The sequence below is a fragment of the Streptomyces sp. APSN-46.1 genome (assembly GCF_022815725.1).
Taxonomy (GTDB): domain Bacteria; phylum Actinomycetota; class Actinomycetes; order Streptomycetales; family Streptomycetaceae; genus Streptomyces.
Genome location: NZ_JALGRF010000011.1, coordinates 125,379 through 144,145 on the forward strand (window position 1 = coordinate 125,379; position 18,767 = coordinate 144,145).

The 18,767-nt window shown below is 72.5% G+C and carries 15 protein-coding genes; 7 read left to right on the top strand and 8 right to left on the bottom strand.

Annotated elements, in window-relative coordinates; genetic code table 11:
- The first annotated feature begins 90 nt into the window (after positions 1 to 90).
- The 5 genes from MTF65_RS24690 to MTF65_RS24710 all read left to right on the top strand — a co-directional run bounded on the left by MTF65_RS24690 (position 91) and on the right by MTF65_RS24710 (position 6,052).
- Entirely contained in the window at positions 91 to 1,836 is a 1,746-nt protein-coding gene (locus MTF65_RS24690) for an ABC transporter substrate-binding protein (protein ID WP_243631128.1), read from the top strand.
- A gap of 22 nt (positions 1,837 to 1,858) precedes the next feature.
- A complete protein-coding gene (locus MTF65_RS24695) occupies positions 1,859 to 2,944 on the top strand; it encodes an ABC transporter permease (protein ID WP_243631129.1) in 1,086 nt (361 codons plus the stop codon).
- Complete coding sequence (locus MTF65_RS24700; RefSeq protein WP_243631130.1) at positions 2,941 to 3,927, top strand: ABC transporter permease; 987 nt, start codon at positions 2,941 to 2,943, stop codon at positions 3,925 to 3,927. Before MTF65_RS24695 ends, MTF65_RS24700 begins: the two co-directional genes overlap by 4 nt.
- Positions 3,927 to 5,012 (top strand): ABC transporter ATP-binding protein, encoded by a 1,086-nt coding sequence (locus MTF65_RS24705; RefSeq protein WP_243631131.1) that lies wholly within the window; start codon positions 3,927 to 3,929, stop codon positions 5,010 to 5,012. Before MTF65_RS24700 ends, MTF65_RS24705 begins: the two co-directional genes overlap by 1 nt.
- Positions 5,013 to 5,116: 104 nt before the next feature.
- Positions 5,117 to 6,052 (top strand): ABC transporter ATP-binding protein, encoded by a 936-nt coding sequence (locus MTF65_RS24710; RefSeq protein WP_243631198.1) that lies wholly within the window; start codon positions 5,117 to 5,119, stop codon positions 6,050 to 6,052.
- A 142-nt stretch (positions 6,053 to 6,194) separates the two neighbouring features.
- Here MTF65_RS24710 and MTF65_RS24715 read toward each other — a convergent pair whose 3' ends face one another.
- Positions 6,195 to 8,285: a prolyl oligopeptidase family serine peptidase gene (locus MTF65_RS24715; protein WP_243631132.1), complete on the bottom strand. Its 2,091-nt coding sequence runs from the start codon at positions 8,283 to 8,285 to the stop codon at positions 6,195 to 6,197.
- A gap of 98 nt (positions 8,286 to 8,383) precedes the next feature.
- Here MTF65_RS24715 and MTF65_RS24720 point away from each other — a divergent pair, with 98 nt between their 5' ends.
- On the top strand, positions 8,384 to 9,934 hold the full coding sequence (locus MTF65_RS24720; RefSeq protein ID WP_243631133.1) for an MFS transporter: 1,551 nt from the start codon (positions 8,384 to 8,386) through the stop codon (positions 9,932 to 9,934).
- Positions 9,935 to 9,972: 38 nt separating this feature from the next.
- Here MTF65_RS24720 and MTF65_RS24725 read toward each other — a convergent pair whose 3' ends face one another.
- The 7 genes from MTF65_RS24725 to MTF65_RS24755 form a co-directional block, all read right to left on the bottom strand.
- Positions 9,973 to 11,382 carry a cytochrome P450 gene (locus tag MTF65_RS24725; RefSeq protein ID WP_243631134.1) on the bottom strand — a complete coding sequence of 470 codons (1,410 nt, stop codon included), beginning with the start codon at positions 11,380 to 11,382 and terminating at the stop codon, positions 9,973 to 9,975.
- 81 nt (positions 11,383 to 11,463) lie between these two features.
- Complete coding sequence (locus MTF65_RS24730; RefSeq protein WP_243631135.1) at positions 11,464 to 12,084, bottom strand: excalibur calcium-binding domain-containing protein; 621 nt, start codon at positions 12,082 to 12,084, stop codon at positions 11,464 to 11,466.
- Between the two features lie 111 nt (positions 12,085 to 12,195).
- On the bottom strand, positions 12,196 to 12,684 hold the full coding sequence (locus MTF65_RS24735) for an NUDIX domain-containing protein (protein WP_243631136.1): 489 nt from the start codon (positions 12,682 to 12,684) through the stop codon (positions 12,196 to 12,198).
- Between the two features lie 60 nt (positions 12,685 to 12,744).
- On the bottom strand, positions 12,745 to 13,551 hold the full coding sequence (locus MTF65_RS24740) for a dienelactone hydrolase family protein (protein ID WP_243631137.1): 807 nt from the start codon (positions 13,549 to 13,551) through the stop codon (positions 12,745 to 12,747).
- 177 nt (positions 13,552 to 13,728) lie between these two features.
- Positions 13,729 to 13,896, bottom strand: a complete 168-nt coding sequence (locus MTF65_RS24745) for a DUF6087 family protein (protein WP_243631138.1) — start codon at positions 13,894 to 13,896, stop codon at positions 13,729 to 13,731.
- Between the two features lie 79 nt (positions 13,897 to 13,975).
- Positions 13,976 to 15,505, bottom strand: a complete 1,530-nt coding sequence (locus MTF65_RS24750; protein WP_243631139.1) for a UDP-N-acetylglucosamine 1-carboxyvinyltransferase — start codon at positions 15,503 to 15,505, stop codon at positions 13,976 to 13,978.
- A 116-nt stretch (positions 15,506 to 15,621) separates the two neighbouring features.
- Positions 15,622 to 17,577 (bottom strand): amidohydrolase, encoded by a 1,956-nt coding sequence (locus tag MTF65_RS24755; RefSeq protein WP_243631140.1) that lies wholly within the window; start codon positions 17,575 to 17,577, stop codon positions 15,622 to 15,624.
- A 153-nt stretch (positions 17,578 to 17,730) separates the two neighbouring features.
- Between MTF65_RS24755 and MTF65_RS30550 the strand changes: the two genes are divergently transcribed.
- Complete coding sequence (locus MTF65_RS30550; RefSeq protein WP_243631141.1) at positions 17,731 to 18,729, top strand: LacI family DNA-binding transcriptional regulator; 999 nt, start codon at positions 17,731 to 17,733, stop codon at positions 18,727 to 18,729.
- Positions 18,730 to 18,767 lie beyond the last annotated feature (38 nt).

The window sequence follows — 18,767 nt, forward strand, 5'->3', positions numbered from 1 at the left end:
AACGTAGCGACCTTCCTCTTGTGCAGTGCAATTTCACATTACTATGTTACCGGTCACATCGTAGAGCGCGGCCCTTCACTGGAGTGACCCATGACCAAGCGCACCCAACTCGCCCTCGCCACCACCCTGGTGGCGGCTCTCGCACTCGGTGCCTCGGGCTGCTCCGACACCACCAAGAAGGGCACGGGCGCCGCCGGTGCCTCCAACCCCGCCGCCGCCAACGACGGCAAGATCCTCGGCGGCACCCCGGTCAAGGGCGGGACGCTGACGGTCCTGTCCAACCAGGACTTCTCCCACCTCGACCCGGCCCGCAACTGGACGATGCCGACCATGGACTTCGGCACCCGCCTCCTCTACCGCACGCTCGTCACCTTCAAGGCCGAGCCCGGCAAGGCCGGCAGCGAGCTGGTCCCCGACCTCGCCACCGACCTCGGCACCCCCTCCAACGGGGGCAGGACCTGGACCTTCACCCTCAAGGAGGGCCTGAAGTACGAGGACGGCTCGCCCATCAAGGCCCAGGACGTCAAGTACAACGTCGAGCGCTCCTTCGCCCCCGACCTCACCGGCGGCCCCGACTACGCCGCCCAGTACCTGGCCGGCACCGAGGGCTACAAGGGCCCCCTCCAGGGCAAGCACCTCGACTCCGTGAAGACCCCCGACGACCGCACGATCGTCTTCGAACTGAAGCGCCCCGTCGCCGAGTTCTCCGCGACCGCCACGCTGCCGACGTTCGCGCCCGTCCCGCAGTCCCAGGAGAAGGGCACCCAGTACGACGCCCGCCCGTTCTCCTCCGGCCCGTACAAGATCGAGACGTACGACCGCGACAAGCAGCTCGTCCTGGTCCGCAACGAGCACTGGGACCCCAAGACCGACGCCGTCCGCAAGGCCTACCCGGACAAGTTCGTCGTCGTCATGGGCCTCAAGGGCGGCCAGATCGACGACCGCATCATCGCCGGCGAGGGCGCCGACGCCTCCACCGTCCAGTACGCCGACATGCGCCCCGAGAGCGCCCCCAAGGTGCTCCCCAAGGCCGACGTCAAGGCGCGCCTGCTCGCCGAGTCCCAGGGCTGTACGGAGATGCTCCACCTGAACAACTCCCGTGCCCCCTTCGACGACCCCAAGGTCCGCGAGGCCATGCAGTACGCCGTCGACAAGGAGGCCGTGATCACCGCGGGCGGCGGCCCGGCCCTCAACGAGGTCGCCACCGCCTACCTGCCCCCGGCGCTCTCCGGGGGCAAGCAGGCCGACACGCTGAAGATCGCCCCGTCCGGTGACGCGGCCAAGGCCAAGGAACTCCTCAAGGCCGCGGGCAAGGAGAAGCTGAAGGTCTCCCTCGCCGTCTCCACCGGCGACAAGGGCAAGGCCGAGGCCATCCAGCAGGGCCTGTCCCGCGTCGGCGTCGAGGTCGTCATCGACACCGTGGACCCGGGGGCGTACTACGACGTCATCGGCGACCTCTCCACCACCCCCGACATGACGCTCACCGGCTGGTGCCCCGACTACCCCTCCGGCTCCACCTGGCTCCCCTTCGTCTTCGACGGACGCACCATCAAGGACAAGGGCAACCAGGGCAACTACAGCCAGTTCCGCGACGACGTGACCATGAAGCGGATCGACGAGATCAACGCCATGGCCGACGCCAAGCAGGCCAACCAGGCCTGGATGGACCTCGACGTGGAGATCATGAAGAAGTCCCCCGCCGTCCCGGTCCTGCTGGAGCGCAAGCCGCTGCTCGTCGGCCCCAACATCGCGGGCGCCTTCGGCCACCCGGTGTGGACCGGCACCATCGACTACGGCACGGTCGGCCTCAAGGACCCGTCGAAGAGCCAGGGCTGAGGAAACCGGAGCCCCCGACACCATGACCACCAACACCCCGCTCCCGGACGACCGGGCAGCCCCTGGCCCTGACGGCATCCCGGCTCCTGGTGCCGCACGGGCCCCTGGCAGCGCACCAGCCCCTGGCGCAGCCTCGGCCCCTGGCGCAGCCTCGGCCCCCGGCACCGATTCCGCCCCCGATGCCGCCACAGTCCGGCCCGCGGCAGCGCCCGGCAGCAGCCCCTGGCAGCTCGCCCGGCGGGAACTCCGCCGCCGCCCCGCCGTCCGCGTCAGCCTCTGCGTCGTCCTCCTCTTCGTCCTGATGGCCGCCACCGCCCCCTGGCTGGGGGCGCTGGGCGGCTGGTCGCCGGAGGAGTTCGACAAGACCGCCGTCGACCCCTACCTCGGGGGCCAGCCCCTCGGCTCCTTCGGCGGGATCAGCCCCGAGCACTGGCTCGGCGTCGAACCCGTCACCGGCCGCGACCTGTTCGCCCGCGTCGTGGTCGGCGCCCAGGTCTCCCTCCTCATCGCCTTCGCCGCCACCGCCATCGTCGTCATCGCGGGCACCGCCGCCGGAATCGCCGCCGGCTACTTCGGCGGCCGCACCGACACGATCCTGTCCCGCCTGATGGACCTGACCATGTCCTTCCCCTCCCTGATCTTCATGATCGCGATGCTCTCGGTGGCCAAGGACGTCAACCGGATCGTGCTCATGACCGCCGTCATCGGCGTCTTCGGCTGGCCCGGCGTCGCCCGCGTCGTCCGGGGTCAGACCCTCTCCCTCAAACACCGCGAGTACGTCGACGCCGCCCGCGTGGGCGGCTCCAGCGCCTGGCGGATCCTGACCCGCGACATCCTCCCGGGCGTCTCCGGCCCGGTCATCGCCTACACCACCCTGCTGATCCCCGGCATGATCAGCACCGAGGCCGCGCTCAGCTACCTCGGCGTCGGAGTCCGCCCGCCCACCCCGTCCTGGGGCCAGATGATCGCCGAGTCCGTGGCCTACTACGAGACCGACCCCATGTACTTCGTCATCCCGAGCGTCTTCCTCTTCCTCGCCGTGCTCGCCTTCACCCTGCTCGGCGACGCCCTGCGCGACATCCTCGACCCGAGGGGCGGCCGGACGTGATCCTCTACCTCGCCCGCCGCCTGCTCGCCCTCACCGGCGTGCTCCTCGCCATCGCCGCCGTCACCTTCCTCATCTTCTACGTCCTGCCCTCCGACCCGGCGGCCGCCGCCTGCGGCAAGACGTGCAGCGCCGAACGGCTGGCCGACGTACGGGAGTACCTCGGCCTCGACCAGCCGCTGTGGCGCCAGTTCGCCGACTTCCTCACCGGCATCTTCACCGGACGCACCCTCGGCAGCGGCCAGTACGCCGTCCAGTGCGACTTCCCGTGCCTGGGCTACTCGTACGAGAACTCCCTGCCCGTGTGGGACCTGCTGATGGACCGCCTCCCGGTCTCCGCCTCCCTCGCCCTCGGCGCGGCCGTCCTCTGGCTGTTCCTCGGCCTCGGCGCCGGTGTCACCGCCGCCCTGCGCAAGGACACCGCCACCGACAGGGTCCTGATGGTCGGCGCGGTCGCCGCCGCCTCGCTGCCCGTCTACTTCACCTCCGTGATGCTGATCTACGGGGTCATCCGCATCGCGGGGCTCCTCCCGTACCCGGCGTACCAGGCCTTCACCGACAACCCGCTCGGCTGGGCCTCGAACCTGCTGCTGCCCTGGACCGCGCTCGCCCTGCTGTACGCCGCCATGTACGCCCGCCAGAGCCGCGGTTCGATGATCGAGGCGATGGCCGAGCCGTACATCCGCACCGCCCGCGCCAAGGGCATGCCCGAGCGCACCGTCGTCGTCAAACACGGGCTGCGCTCCGGGATGACGCCGATCCTCACCATCTTCGGCATGGACCTCGGCGGGCTGCTCGCCGGAGCCGTCATCACCGAGTCCATCTTCGGACTCCCGGGGATCGGGCGGCTGTTCTACGGGGCGCTGGTCAGCTCCGACCAGCCGGTGGTGCTCGGGGTCACCCTGCTCGCCGCCTTCTTCATCGTCGTCGCCAACCTCGCCGTGGACCTCCTGTACGCCGTCATCGACCCGAGGGTGAGGTACTGATGGCCGCCGCCACACCACCGCTTCTCGAAGTACGCGACCTGCGCGTCACGTTCACCACCCCGCGCGGCACGGTACGGGCCGTCGACTCACTCGGGTTCACCGTCGAGGCCGGGCGCACCCTCGGCATCGTCGGGGAATCCGGATCCGGCAAGTCCGTCACCTCCCTCGCCGTCATGGGCCTGCACCGGGGCGCTGAGATCAGCGGCTCCATCGCGCTGGACGGGCAGGAGCTCACGGCTCTCTCCGAGAAGGAGCTGAGCCGGCTGCGCGGCCGCCGCATGGCCATGATCTTCCAGGACCCGCTCAGCAGCCTGCACCCCTACTACACGGTCGGCGAGCAGATCGCCGAACACTTCCGGGTGCACTTCAAGGCGGGCCGGGCCGCCGCGCGCAAGCGGGCCGTGGACATGCTCGGCGAGGTCGGCATCCCGGAACCCGCCCGCCGGGCGGGGGAGTACCCGCACCAGTTCTCCGGCGGCATGCGCCAGCGCGCGATGATCGCGATGGCGCTGGCCTGCGAGCCCGATCTGCTGATCGCCGACGAACCGACCACCGCCCTCGACGTCACCGTGCAGGCGCAGATCCTGGAGCTGATCGCGCGCCTCCAGCAGGAGCGCGGCCTCGGCGTCGTGATGATCACCCATGACCTGGGCGTCGTCGCCCGCGTCGCCCACGAGGTGCTGGTCATGTACGGCGGGCGGGCCGCCGAACAAGCGGGGGTCGATGCCCTGTTCGCCGAACCCGCCCACCCGTACACGCGGGGCCTGCTGGACTCGCTGCCCCGGCTGGACGACGCCGACGACCAGCCCCTGCGGGCCATCCCCGGCTCCCCGCCCTCCCTGCTCGCGCCGGCCCCGGGCTGCGCGTTCGCCCCGCGCTGCCACCTCGCCGCCGCGGGCACCCCGGAGCAGCGGCGCCGGTGTGCCACCGAGCGCCCCGCGCTACGGCCCTACGGGATCGCCCGGCGCACCGCCGCATGCCACTTCGCGGGGGCCGACGCGGTGCCGGGCGCCGCGCCCGCCGCGTCCGCGCCGACCGCCCCGACCGCCGCGCCCGCGCCGACCGCCCCGGAGGCGTCCCGATGACCGTAGAGGCCCGCCCCCCGGACACCACCGCACGGCCGGGCGGGGCCGGGACGGACCCGGCCCCGTCCCTGCCCGAGCCGCTGCTGTCCGTACGCGATCTCACCATGGCCTTCCCCGGCAGGCGCTCCGCGTCCGGGCGCCGGGGGGCGCCCGTGCGCGCCGTCGACGGGATCTCCTTCGATCTCGCGGCGGGCGAAACCCTCGGCCTGGTGGGCGAGTCGGGCTGCGGAAAGTCCACCACGGGCCGGATGCTGGTGAGGCTGCTGGAGCCCACCTCCGGCAGTGTCACGTTCGACGGACGGGACATCACCAGGCTGTCGCAAGGCGGGCTCCGCCCACTCCGCCGGCACATCCAGATGGTCTTCCAGGACCCGCACTCCTCCCTCAACCCCCGCCAGACGGTGGCCCGGATCATCTCCGACCCGCTGCTCGTGCAGGGCTGGTCGGCCTCCGACGCGCGCCGCCGGGCGGCCGAGCTGATGGACCTGGTCGGGCTGATCCCGGAGCACATCGACCGCTACCCGCACGAGTTCTCCGGCGGCCAGGCCCAGCGCATCGGCATCGCCCGCTCGCTCGCCACCAGCCCCCGGCTGATCATCGCCGACGAGCCGGTGTCCGCGCTCGACGTCTCCGTGCAGGCGCAGATCGTCAACCTGATGGAGCGGCTGCGCACCGAACTGGGCCTGGCCTACGTGTTCATCGCGCACGACCTGTCCGTGGTCAAGCGGGTCAGCGACCGGGTCGCCGTCATGTACCTCGGCCGGATCGTCGAGATCGGGGAGAAGCGCGCCCTCTACGAGAACCCCCAGCACCCGTACACCAGGGCGCTGCTGTCCGCCGTACCGCTGCCGGATCCGGCGGCCGAGCGGCGGCGCGAGCGGATCGTGCTGCTCGGTGATCCGCCGAGCCCGGCCGCCCCGCCTCCGGGCTGCACCTTCCACCCGAGGTGCCCCAAGGCGCAGGACATCTGCCGCACGGAGCGTCCGCTGCTGCGGATCACCGCCTCGCGCGAGGTGGCATGTCACTTCCCCGGTGACTGACGGGGATCCAGGGGAAGGACCCGCTCGCTCCCTGAGCGGGGGAGGCCCCCGGAGCCGACACGATCGGCTCCGGGGGCCTTCGCGCGGGTCGGCCGCAGGCCATGACGGCCGCCGGCCGCGGCCGCCGCCCGTCAGCCGTCCCTCAGGCGCCCGGAGTCAGTTCCCGGCGGAAGAACTCCAGTTCCAGTGCCATGGTCTTCTCCCGCGCGCCGTGCGGGGTCATGTGCGTGACACCGGGCAGGGCCAGTAGCTGGTGCGGGCGGCCCGCGTCCGTCAGGGTCCGGGAGAGGCGCAGGGTGTGCGAGGGGTGGACGTTGTCGTCGGCCAGGCCGGTGACCAGCATGAGGGGCCGGGTCAGCCGGGGCGCGTCCGGGATCAGCGAGTCCCGCTCGTAGACCTCCGAGTGCTCCTGGGGCAGGCCCAGGTACCGCTCGGTGTACGCCGTGTCGTACTGCCGGAAGTCGGTCGGCGCGGCCCCGGCGGCCGCCGCGTGGAAGACGTCCGGGCGGCGCAGCACGGCCAGGGCGGACAGGTAGCCGCCGTACGACCAGCCGCGGATCCCGACCCGGCCGAGGTCCAGGTCCGGGTGGCGCTCGCCGAGTGCGCGCAGGGCCGCGACCTGGTCCTCCAGAGTGACCTCGGAGAAGCCGCGGTACATGGCGTGGGTGAAGGCGGGCGAGACGTACGGGGTGCCGCGGTTGTCGACGGTGACCACGGCGAAGCCCTGGTCGGCCCACCACTGGCGGGCCTGCCAGCGGCGCGGCTCGGCGCAGACGTCCTGGTAGCCGGGGCCGCCGTAGCTGTCCATGAGGACGGGCAGCCGCCGGCCGGGCACATGGTCGCGGGGCAGGACGAGCGCGGTGGGGACGCGGTGCTCGGTGACTCGCTCCAGCAGCGGGGTCACCCGGTACGGCAGCGGCTCGCTCAGGTCGGCCGGGACGAACTCCCGCCCGTCGGGGGTGCGTACGGTCCGGCGTATCCCGTCGGCGTCGGCGGAGGTCAGCAGCAGGACCCCGGCCGAGGCCGACACGGAGTGCACTCCGGGCCCGTCCGCGACGGGGGTCAGCTCCCCGGTGTCCGGGTCCAGCAGCAGGACCTGCTGTTCGGCGGGGTCGCGCTGCCCGGCCTCGATGAGGAGCCGGCCCTCGTGGACCCCGGCCACCCGGCGGACCTGGATCCCGTCCCCGGTGAGCGGTTCCCCGTCCAGCGCGAGGGCGCGGGCGGCTCCGCCCGGAGTGTCGGCCGAGGTGAGCATCCGCCCGTCGGGGAGCCGGGCCGGGGTGCCGGGCAGCAGCGGGTCCACCCAGTGGGGGTGCGTGGTGCGGGAGAGCTCCCGGGTACGGTCGGTGGCCGGGTCGGCGGTGAGCAGCAGCACGTTCTGCTGGAGCCGGTCCTGCACGGTCAGCAGGATCTCCCCGGCGCCCGTGTCACCGGCGGGCCAGCTCGCGTCGGAGACGTACGGGTAGGTCTCGGCGTCCCAGTCGAGCCGTACGCGCCGGTCCTGCGGCCCGAGGATCCACAGCTGGACGTCGGCGTTCGGGCCGCCCGCCTCGGGGTACGCGAAGTCCTCGGCCGGGAGTTCGGGATGCGCCGGGTCGGCGAAGTGCCGTCGCTGGAGGGCGGATTCGTCGACGCGGGCGGCCAGCAGGGCGAGCCCGTCGGGGGACCACCAGTGGCCCCGGGCGCGGCCCAGTTCCTCGGCGGCGGCGAACTCGGCGACGCCCCAGCGGGCGCCGTCGGCGGGGCTGACCCGGCCGCCCGGGGCGGTGTACAGCGCGTCGTCGGCGACGTACGCGACGCGGGTGCCGTCGGCGTCGGGCCGGGGGTCGAAGACCGGTCCCGCGGCGGGGATCTCCTTGGGCTCCCCGACGGGCTGTCCGCTTCCGTCGCAGGTGACCGCGTACAGCCGCCCGTAGAGGGGGAAGACGGCGCTGCGGCCGTCGCCGGAGAGCGCGTAGGAGCCGATGCCCGCGGCGACGAGCCGGGTCCGCTCGCGCAGGCGCCGCTCCGCGACGGGGAGGGGGCCGGGCTCCGGGCACAGTTCGCGGGGATCCGCCAGCCGGGTCTCGGCGCCGGTCGCGGTGTCGAGGACCCAGAGGCTGTCGAAGGCGTCGGTGGGGCCGGTGGAGCGGAGGAACCAGAGCAGTCGGCCGTCGTCTCCGAAGGAGAACGCGCGCGGTGCGCCGTACGTGAAGCGGGCCGTGCTCGCGGAGAGCCTGAGGAAATCGTCCATAACACAGAGTGTGACATGTGAAATACCACATTGTACATCTCATATAGACTAGGCCGTTCGAGTGGTGACCCTGGGTGTGCGGGCTTAGCGTCGAAAAGGTGGACCGGAACGCATCGCCGACCAGAAGCGGGACCGACGGCAAGCTCCGAGGCAGCGGGAACGGGCTCGCGCTGGTCGTGATCGCCTCGTGCCAACTCATGGTCGTTCTCGACATCACCATCGTGAACATCGCGCTGCCGCACATCCAGACCGCCCTCGACTTCTCCACCGAGAGCCTCTCCTGGGTCGTCAACGCCTACACGCTCACCTTCGGCGGACTGCTGCTCCTCGGCGGCCGCACCGGCGACATCCTCGGCCGCAAGCGCGTCTTCATCTCCGGCGTGCTGCTCTTCGGCCTTGCCTCGCTGCTCGGCGGATTCGCCCACGACTCCGGCCAGTTGATGGCCGCCCGGGCCCTGCAAGGTGTCGGCGGCGCCATCGCCTCCCCGACCGCGCTCGCGCTGATCACCACGACCTTCCGCGAAGGCCCGAAACGCAACCGGGCGTTCGGCGTGTTCGCCGCCGTCTCCGCCGGCGGCGGCGCGATCGGCCTCGTCGCGGGCGGGGTGCTCGTCGAATGGCTCGACTGGCGCTGGGTGCTCTTCGTCAACGTCCCGATCGCCGTGGTGATCGCGCTGTTGGCCTCGAAGGTCCTCCGCGAGTCCGCACGCCACCCCGGACACTTCGACGTCGCCGGCGCGCTGCTGTCCACCGTCGGCATGGTCACGCTCGTCTACGGGTTCATCCGCGCGGCCCAGGAGGGCTGGCGCGACCCGCTGACGCTCGGCTCCTTCGGCATCGCCGTGGTCCTGCTGACCCTCTTCATCGTCAACGAGAGGCGCTCGGCGCAGCCGATCACCCCCCTGCACATGTTCGCCGACCGCAACCGGGCAGGGACGTACGGGATCATGCTCATGCTCGCCTGCGCGATCTTCGGCATGTTCTTCTTCCTGACCCTCTTCGTGCAGAACGTGCTGGACTTCAGCCCCCTGCAAGCGGGCTTCGCCTTTCTGCCGGTGAGCGTGCTCGTCGCGGTCGGCGCGGCCACCGCCTCCCAGCTCCTGCCCAGGTTCGGGCCCAAGCCCTTCATGGTCGGGGGCGCGCTGTCCTCGGCGATCGGCCTGGCCTGGCTGACGCGGACCGACATCCACTCGACGTACCTGGGCAGCCTCCTGGGCCCGATACTCTTCTTCGCCCTCGGCATGGGCCTGCAGTTCGTCTCGCTGACCCTGATGGCCCTGTCCAACGTCCCCGACCGCGAGTCGGGCGCGGCCTCCGGACTGCTCAACACGACCCAGCAGGTGGGCGGCTCGCTGGGCCTGTCCATCCTGGTCACCGTCTTCGGCACGGCCAGTCGCAACGAGGCCCGGACGCAGGTGCCCGCCTTCCTGGCCACGGCCGATCCCGAACAGCGGGCCGTCTTCCTGCGCACCGGGCAGCTTCCGGACCCCTGGGGCGATGTGGTCCTCACCGCGGGCGTGAGCTCGGCCTTCACCGCGGCGGCCGCGTTCACCCTGGTCGGCGCCCTCATCGCGCTGACCGTCATCCAGGTCCGCCCCTCGGACCTCGAACGCCTCCAGGGCAACCACACGCCGACGGCGGTGAAGTAGGAGCCGTCGTCCATCGGGCCGTGAGGGCCGGATGCGCGCTACCCGGCCAGGCTCCTGAGCCGGCAGCGCGCCGGTCCGTTCGCCCGCAGGGTGATACCGGCGCTGACCGGGATGTCGGCGTCGACGGCCTCGAACTCGTACGCCCGCAGGATCATCGCCAGCGCGATCACCGACTCCAGCATCGAGAAGTGCTGACCGATGCAGGCGCGCGGGCCGCCGCCGAACGGGAACCAGGCGTAGCGCGGGCGCCCGGCCTCGGCCTCCGGGGTGAAGCGGTCGGGGTCGAAGCGGTCCGGGTCCGGCCAGTGGCGCGCGTGGCGGTGCGTCACCCACGGGGCCAGGATCACGTCCGCGCCCGCCGGGATGGTGTGTCCGCCGACCCGGGCGTCCGCGACGGCCCGGCGGCCGATGACCGGAGCCGCCGGGTAGAGCCGCATCGCCTCCTTGAGCACCTGCGTGAGGTACGGGAGCCGGTCGAGGTCGGCGGCCTCCGGCGTACGGTCGCCCAGCACGCGGGAGATCTCCTCGCGGGCCCGCCTCTGCTGCTCGGGGTGGCGGGCCAGCAGGTGCAGGGCGAAGGCCAGGGAGGTGGCGGTCGTCTCGTGGCCGGCGAGCAGGAAGATGAGCACCTGCTCGCGCAGCTCGACGGCGTCGAACTCCGCGTCCTGCGTGCTCTTGGCGCCGGCGAGCAGGCTCAGCAGGTCCTCGCCCTCCGAGCCTTCTGCGCCAGCGCCAGCGCCGGCGTCCGTGCGGGAGCCGTCGCCGAGCCGCTCCGCGACGATCTTGTCGCACACCGCGTGCAGCTCGTCCAGCGCGGCGGCCGCCCGCTTGTTGCCCGGAGTCGGCCAGTTGCGCGGGAAGTTGGCGGGGGAGTAGCCGCGGCGCAGTACGTACTCGGTGATGACCGGAAAGCACCGGTCCACGACGTCGACCGCGGCGTCCCCGTCGGTGCCGAAGAGGATGCGGGTCACCGCGCGGAGCGCGAGGCGCATCATCTCGTCCGACACGTCGACGACCTCGGCCCCGCGCCAGGCGGCGAGCGTCAGTTCCGTCTCGGCGGCGACCGCGCCCGCGTACCCGTCCACGCGGCGCTTGGTGAACAGCGGCTGGACCAGCCGGCGCTGGCGCAGGTAGTCCTCGTCCTGGCTGGTCAACAGGCCGTTGCCGAAGGACTCGCGGACCTCCTGGTAGAAGGAGTTGTCCTTGCGGAAGTTGGCCGACTCCGAGCCGAGCACCTGCTGGACGCCCTCCGGGGAGAAGACGCAGTACAGCTCGGCGCGCAGCCCGGGCGGGCCGGCGGTGATCCGTACGACGTCACCGTGCGCGTGCTGGGCCCGCAGGTAGGTGCCGAGCGAGTCCGACTTCAGGTCGAAGAGCGAACCGAGCAGCGGCACCCCCGCGAGCCCGGGTACCTCCGTACTGCCCCCTGTGTGTGATCCGACTGCCATGGCGCCCCCCTGGTCCCGTACCGACGCAACGATTCTGCCGGGTCAACGGCCGTGCTGGCGAGCCCGGTTGACTTCCCGGTGTCAGCCCCTGTCGCAGGCGATGCCGTCCTTGTCCCGGTCGAGGGCGTCGCGGTAGCCGGGCTGACCGCGCCGCAGCGGCGCCTTGCCGGCGGCCTTCGCGGCGTCGCAGTTCTTGAAGTAGACGGCTCCGCCGCCATCGGCCGGAGGCGGCGTCTTGGGCGCCGTCGGCGGCTTCGCCGGGGCCGGGATCCGGGTGAGTGTCGGGGTCGGGGCGGGCGCGGGGGTCTTGGAGGGGCGCAGCGAGGCGCCGGCCCGCTCGGGGCAGGCCGTACCCGGGGCGGTCAGCGACAGCTCGACGGCGCTCTCGGGCGTCACGGCGCTGTCCGACGCCGGGGTCTGGAAGCACACCGTCCACGCCATGGGGTCAGCGGGCAGCGTGACATCGCCGTACGCGCTCACCAGCTCGGCCGGCGCGCTGATCACCTTCTTGACGAGGACGGTGGCGTCGAGGAGGCGTTCACCGACCACCTGCGGCATCACGGGCCGCGCGGCGGACGCGCCGGGCGGGGAGGACGGCGAGGCCGAGCCCGACGCGGCGGCGCTCGCCCCGTTCTTCGGCGCGGTGCCGGTGTCCTCACACCCGGCGCTGAGCAGGATGACCGCGCCTATGGCGCCCGCCACGGCACATCTCCGACGGTGGAACATGGTTGCCCCCAAGACTGGTACGGCGCGGTACGGCGCGGAACCGCCGCAGCATATGCCCCGCACGCCGCGCGCGCCCCGGAAACGGGGCTACCGCTCCAGGTAGGCCACCGTCCCTGACCTCCGGGCGGCGTCGATCTCCCTGAGCCGGTCGAAGTTGACGGGTGTCATGATCGCCTCCCACTCCTCCATGGTGTGGACCTGGAGCTCGGAGTGTTCCGCGGGATCGAGGACGAAGGAGTCGATCTGCTCGTCGGTGAGCGTGCCTCCGTCGAAGATGAACCCGATGTGGTTCGCGGGCCAGGCCTCGCCCTGATGTCCGATGAAGTGGGTGCCGAGGAGCCTCGGTTCGCCCTCGAAGACCATGCCGGTCTCCTCCAGGCACTCGCGGACCGCGCACTGCCAGGGCGACTCGCCGGGGTCCATGTTCCCGCCGGGCCACTGCCAGGGCTCGGCCGAGTAGGTGGCCCGCAGCTGCACGGGCCGTCCGGCGGTGTCGGTGAAGTACAGGCAGGCGTAACTGGTGGCCTGCGCGATGGTCTTGATGTACTCGGCGGGCGGGAGCCACGTACTCGTCATACGCCGAAGCTACCGGGTCCGAGGCCGGCGGCGGGTTCAGCCACTCAGCGGTTCAGCCACTCAGCCACCCAGCCGGTCGTGGAGGAAAGCCGTGACGTCCTCGCGGGCCTTGAGGGCGAGATGGCCCGGGGTTTCGCGGACCTCGCGGGTCAGGACCGAGTGGGCCATGCGGCCGAAGCCCCCGCCGTTGCCCTGCGCGGAGTCGAGCCGGATGACCTCGAAGGCGCTTCCGAGCCGGGCCCGCAGGGTGCTGAAACGTTCCTCCGGGGCCAGCGGGTCCGCACTGAAGCGCAGGCCCAGCACACACAGGCCCTCGTCCCGGGTGCGGTCGACGACGCGCCGCAGCTCGTCCTCGGACACGCCCGCGTCAGCGCGCCGGGTGGCGGTCAGGGCGACCGGGACCGAGGGCTGGCTCAGGACGGGGGCAAGAACGGCGCCGTCCACGGCGGCGGCCAGGGCGAAGCCGCCGGTGAAGCACATGCCGATGACACCGACCCCGGCGGCGGGCGTACGAGCCGCGAGATCGCGGGCCAGGGCCCTGAGGTAATCGGCGACGGGCCGCCGGGCGTTCGTGGCGAAGGCCCGGAACTCCGCCGAGACGCACACCCGGGCGCTGACCACCGCCGTGCGGGCGAGGGTGCCGGGCTTGCCGGGAGTCCCGAACAGCGACGGCATCACGACGGTGAACCCCTCGGCCACCAGGTGCTCGGCCAGGCCGAGCACCTCGGGGGTGATGCCGGGCACCTCCGGCAGCAGCACCACACCGGGGCCCTCGCCCTTCTCGTAGCAGTCGTACGTGAGGCCCCCGGCGGCGAAGGGCGCCCGACGCCATCCGCCAAGGCTCGCGGTCGGTGCGGTCCCGGTCATGCGCCCCCCTTTCGGCCGTGCCCCACCGGCCGAACCCCGGCGCCCGCACACCGGCCAGTGTGCCGTATCCCGAAGCCCTCCGTCCTGGAGCGCCTCGACCGCCAGGCGCACGCCCGACACGCCCGACACGCCGCGTCCCCGCAGGAGGTCGAGGCGCTCGCCGCCCGGTTCCGCTGGTCAGGGCTTGCGGTGCCGACCGGGCTGCTTCTTCGGCTCGGGCTGAGTGGACTGCTGCGGCTGCGGTGCGGGGTTGAGCATCCGGCAGGCCGCCGCGTAGTTCTCCACCGCGGCCAGAGGCCGCCAGGCGAAGCCGTCGTCGTCCATGGTCGTACCTCCGTCGAGCAAGGGCAGCACCCTACCGGCCGGTTTGCGCTGCCGGACATCCCTCATTCCGGTGGAGGTTCCCGCGGCCGCGGTGTGGTCCCTAGATGTCGCGGAAGATTTCGATCTGGGCGCCGACCGAGTTGAGGCGTTCCGCGAGTTCCTCGTAGCCGCGGTTGATGACGTAGACGTTGCGCAGGACCGAGGTGCCCTCCGCTGCCATCATCGCGAGGAGGACGACCACCGCCGGGCGCAGGGCCGGCGGGCACATCATCTCCGCCGCGCGCCAGCGGGTGGGGCCTTCGACCAGGACGCGGTGGGGGTCCAGGAGTTGGAGGCGGCCGCCGAGGCGGTTCAGGTCCGTCAGGTAGATGGCCCGGTTGTCGTACACCCAGTCGTGGATCAGGGTCTGGCCCTGTGCCGTGGCCGCGATGGCCGCGAAGAACGGGACGTTGTCGATGTTCAGCCCGGGGAACGGCATCGGGTGGATCTTGTCGATCGGGGCTTCGAGCTTCGAGGGGCGGACCGTGAGGTCCACCAGGCGGGTGCGGCCGTTGTCGGCCACGTACTCCGCCGAGCGGTCGTGGTCGAGGCCCATCTCCTCCAGGACGGCGAGCTCGATCTCCATGAACTCGATCGGGACCCGTCGGATCGTCAGCTCCGACTCGGTGACCACCGCGGCGGCCAGCAGGCTCATCGCCTCGACCGGGTCCTCGGAGGGGGAGTAGTCCACGTCCACGTCGATGGTCGGGACGCCGTGGACCGTCAGCGTCGTCGTGCCGATGCCGTCCACGCGTACGCCGAGTGCCTCCAGGAAGAAGCACAGGTCCTGGACCATGTAGTTGGAGGACGCGTTGCGGATGACGGTCACGCCGTCGTGCCGGGCGGCGGCCAGCAGCGCGTTCTCGGTGACGGTGTCCCCGCGCTCGGTCAGCACGATCGGGCGGACCGGGGAGACCCCGGCCGCGACCTTCGCGTGGTAGATGCCCTCGGTCGCGGTGATGTCCAGGCCGAAGCGGCGCAGGGCGATCATGTGCGGCTCGATGGTGCGGGTGCCGAGGTCGCAGCCGCCGGCGTACGGCAGGCGGAACTGGTCCATCCGGTGCAGCAGCGGGCCCAGGAACATGATGATGCTCCGGGTCCGGCGGGCCGCGTCCGCGTCCATGGCGTCCATGTCGAGCCTGGCCGGCGGGACGATCTCCAGGTCGACGCCCTCGTTGATCCAGCGGGTGCGGACACCGATGGAGTTCAGGACTTCGAGGAGCCGGTAGACCTCCTCGATGCGGGCGACCCGGCGAAGGACCGTACGGCCCTTGTTCAGCAGGGACGCGCACAGCAGGGCCACGCAGGCGTTCTTGCTCGTCTTGACGTCGATGGCGCCGGACAGGCGGCGGCCGCCGACGACCCGCAGGTGCATCGGGCCGGCGTAGCCCAGAGAGACGATCTCGCTGTCGAGCGCTTCACCGATTCGGGCGATCATCTCAAGGCTGATGTTTTGATTGCCGCGCTCGATGCGGTTGACGGCACTCTGGCTGGTGCCGAGTGCATCCGCAAGCTGACTCTGTGTCCAGCCCCGGTGTTGCCGGGCGTCACGGATGAGCTTGCCGATGCGTGCGAGGTAGTCGTCTGCCATGGGTGCACCGTATCTCAGATATGAGATGAGGTTCGCAGGGGGTGTGGCATAAGGGTGTTATCGACCGTCAGGTCCCATATCGGGGGCGGTGCGCGCGTGGTGCCCCCCGCCACCCGTCAGTGCCCCGTACCGCACCCGCACGCGCGGTGCCGTCCGCCGTGCACGGCGGTGTACGAGGCCGGGCGCGGCCCGGCCGCCCCGCGCGCCACCCGTCCCGAGGCGGCCCTCCCCGCTGCCGACTCCGCGTCGTGCACCACGCGCCCGCCGACCAGGGTCATGCGTACCCCGGTCCCGCTGATGTCGGCCACCGGACAGCGGGTCACATCGCGGTCCAGCAGCACCAGGTCCGCCGCCTTGCCCGCCTCCACCGTGCCCGTGACGGCCTCCTGCCGCAGCTGCCACGCCGTCCCGGAGGTGTGCATCCGCAGCACCGAGTCCCGGCTCAGACCCTCCAGCTCCCGGTACAGCTCGCCCGCGCCGTAGGCGCCCTGCCGGTCGATCGCCGTCCGCAGCTGGTTCCACACCTGGAGCGCGTCCACCGGCCAGTCGGAGCCGCCCGTCAGCCGGGCCCCCGCCTTCTCCAGGCTGCGGGCCGGGTACATCCACCGGTGCCGCTCCGGACCGATGTACGGGAGCAGCGCCTCCACCGTCCAGGTGTCCCGCGCCGCCCACTGGAGCTGCATACAGGCCGCGACGCCCAGTTGTGCGAAGCGCCGCAGATCCGCCGGGTCCACGATCTGCAGGTGGGCGATCGCATTGCGCGGGTCCCGCCCCGCGGCGCCGCCCGGCCGACCGGTCGCCCGGCGGGCGTACGCGTACCCGTCCAGGGCCGTCCGTACCGCCCGGTCTCCCAGCCCGTGGGCGTGCATCTGCCAGCCCGCCTCGTTGAACGCCGCCGTCAGCCGGCCGTAGTCCGCCGCCGAGGTGTACAGCTCGCCCCGGTTCGCGGTCGGCTTCCCGTTCCCGTCGAGGTACGGCTCCAGCAGCGCGGCCGTCTGCGCCGGGTACTCGATGACCCCGTCCAGGAACACCTTGATCATCCCGAACCGGAGGCCCCGTACGCCCTCGAACTCCCGCCGCAGCCCGCGCGCGTAGGCCAGCGCGGCCGCCGGGTCCGTGGTCTGCTCGGCATCCAGCCGGATGGCCGGAACGATCCGCTGCGGCAGCTTCCCGGCCGCCGACAGGGCCTGGTAGAGCTCCAGCTCGCGCCGTCCCACCAGGGCGTCCATCATCGTGGTGACCCCGGACGCGGCCGCCAGCTCCAGCACCTTCGCGCAGGCCGCGACCAGTTCGGCCGGGGAGGGCTCGGGGACGTGCCGCTTCACCAGGTCCTGCGCGTCGTCCTTGAGGACGCCCGTAGGCTGCCCGTCCGCATCCTTGACGATCCTGCCGCCGACCGGGTCGGGCGTGGCCGCCGTGATCCCGGCGATCTCCAGGGCCCGGCCGTTCGCCCACAGGTTGTGCCCGTCTCCGCCGACGAGGACGACGGGCCGCCGGGTCGGCAGGGCGTCCAGCATCGTGTGGTGCGGCACGGTCCCGGTCGGCAGGAGTCCGACCGGATTCCAGTCCTCCACCACCAGCCAGCCGTCCGGCTCCGCGCCCGCGCCCCCGGTGTCGGCGAGGAACCCGGTGAGGATCTCGCGGAGTTCCGCCAGAGTGGTCTCCGCGGCCTCCAGCGAGGGCCGCAGGGACCGGTCCCCGGCGCCCAGCGGGTGCACGTGACCGTCGTGGATGCCGCTCATCACGGTGTTGCCGCGCGCGTCGACCACCTCGGTGTCCCGGCCGACGAACCGGCGCAGCGCGGCGTCCCGCCCGGTGGCGAGGATCCTTCCGTCCCGGCCGACGGCCACCGCCTCGACGGGGGCCCCGCCGGGCAGCCCGGTGAACACCTTGGCGTGGTGGAAGACCAGCGCGGCCGAGCCGCGCCCGGCGCCGCTGCCGCTGCCGGAGGAGGACGAGGGCGAGGAGGACGAGGAGGAGAAGGACGAGGTGGCCGCCGCGGCCGGGCCGCCGCCCAGCAGGCCCGCCGCACCGGCGGCCCCGGCCGCCGCGAGGAGTCCCCGCCGGGACATCAGGGGGAACGGAGAAGACGGAAACGGAGAAGAAGGAGAAGAAGGAGAAGAAGAGGTCATGGCCACTCCAAACGTTGGTGTGGCGAGGAGACTGTGTGATTAACCCCTTAACCAGAACCCGTCCCCGCCCACGAAATCCGAAGGAGGGCCCGCGTGTCCGGACCGACGATCGCCGACATCGCGCGCGCCGCGGAGGTGTCCACCGCGACGGTCTCCCACGCCCTCAACGGCACCGGCCGGCTCTCCGAGTCCACCCGCCGCCGGGTCCGGGAGACCGCGACCATCCTGGGATACGGGTCGTACGGACACGGGTCGTACCGCGCGCCCCGCACCCGCGGCCTGGGGCTGGCCGTCACCACCTTCGCCGGATCCGCCTGGAACTTCGTGGCGGTCTCCTACTTCTCCCAGTGGCTCACCGCCGCCACCTCCGCCGCCCATGCCCGCGGCTACTCCCTGACCACCCTGCCGGCCCAGCGCGGGGCGGGAACCCCGTGGCACACCCTCGCCGTCGACGGGATGCTGCTGCTCGACAGCCCGAAGGGCGATCCGGTGCTGCGCGCCCTGCGCGCCCGCGGCATCCCCGTGGTCTTCGACGGCCGGCCGGCCGACCCGCGGCCCGGGGACGTCTGGGTGGACAACGACCACGCGGCGACCACGCGCGAGGTGCTCGACCACCTCGCCGCGGCCGGCGCCCGGCGCATCGCGCTGCACTGCGGATTCGGGGACGAGCACTACACGTACGCGGTGACGGAGGCGTACGAGCGCTGGTGCGCGGAACGCGGCCGACCGCCGCTGCCGATCCGCTTCGAGCCCGACGACGACCCCGGGCACGCGTTCGACCAGGTCTTCCGCGGGCGCGCCGCCGACGCCGTCTACTCCCTCTACGACCCGGGCGGCCGCCAGGTGCTGGCCGCCGCCGCGCGGCACGGCCTGCGGGTTCCGGACGAGCTGCTCCTCGTCTGCGCGAGCGAGGACCCGGCGTACGCGCAGGGCGATCCGGCGGTGAGTACGGTGACCCTGCGCCCCGGGGTGATCGGGGAGGCCGCCGTGGACGCGCTGGTCGCGTTGCTGGAGGACGCGCGGGGCCCGGCGCCCGGCCAGATCACCGTCCCCGCCGCGCTGACGGTGCGCGCCTCGTCCCGCCCCCGGTAGGACCCGGGGCGTAGGGCCCCGGGCGTATGGCCCGGGGC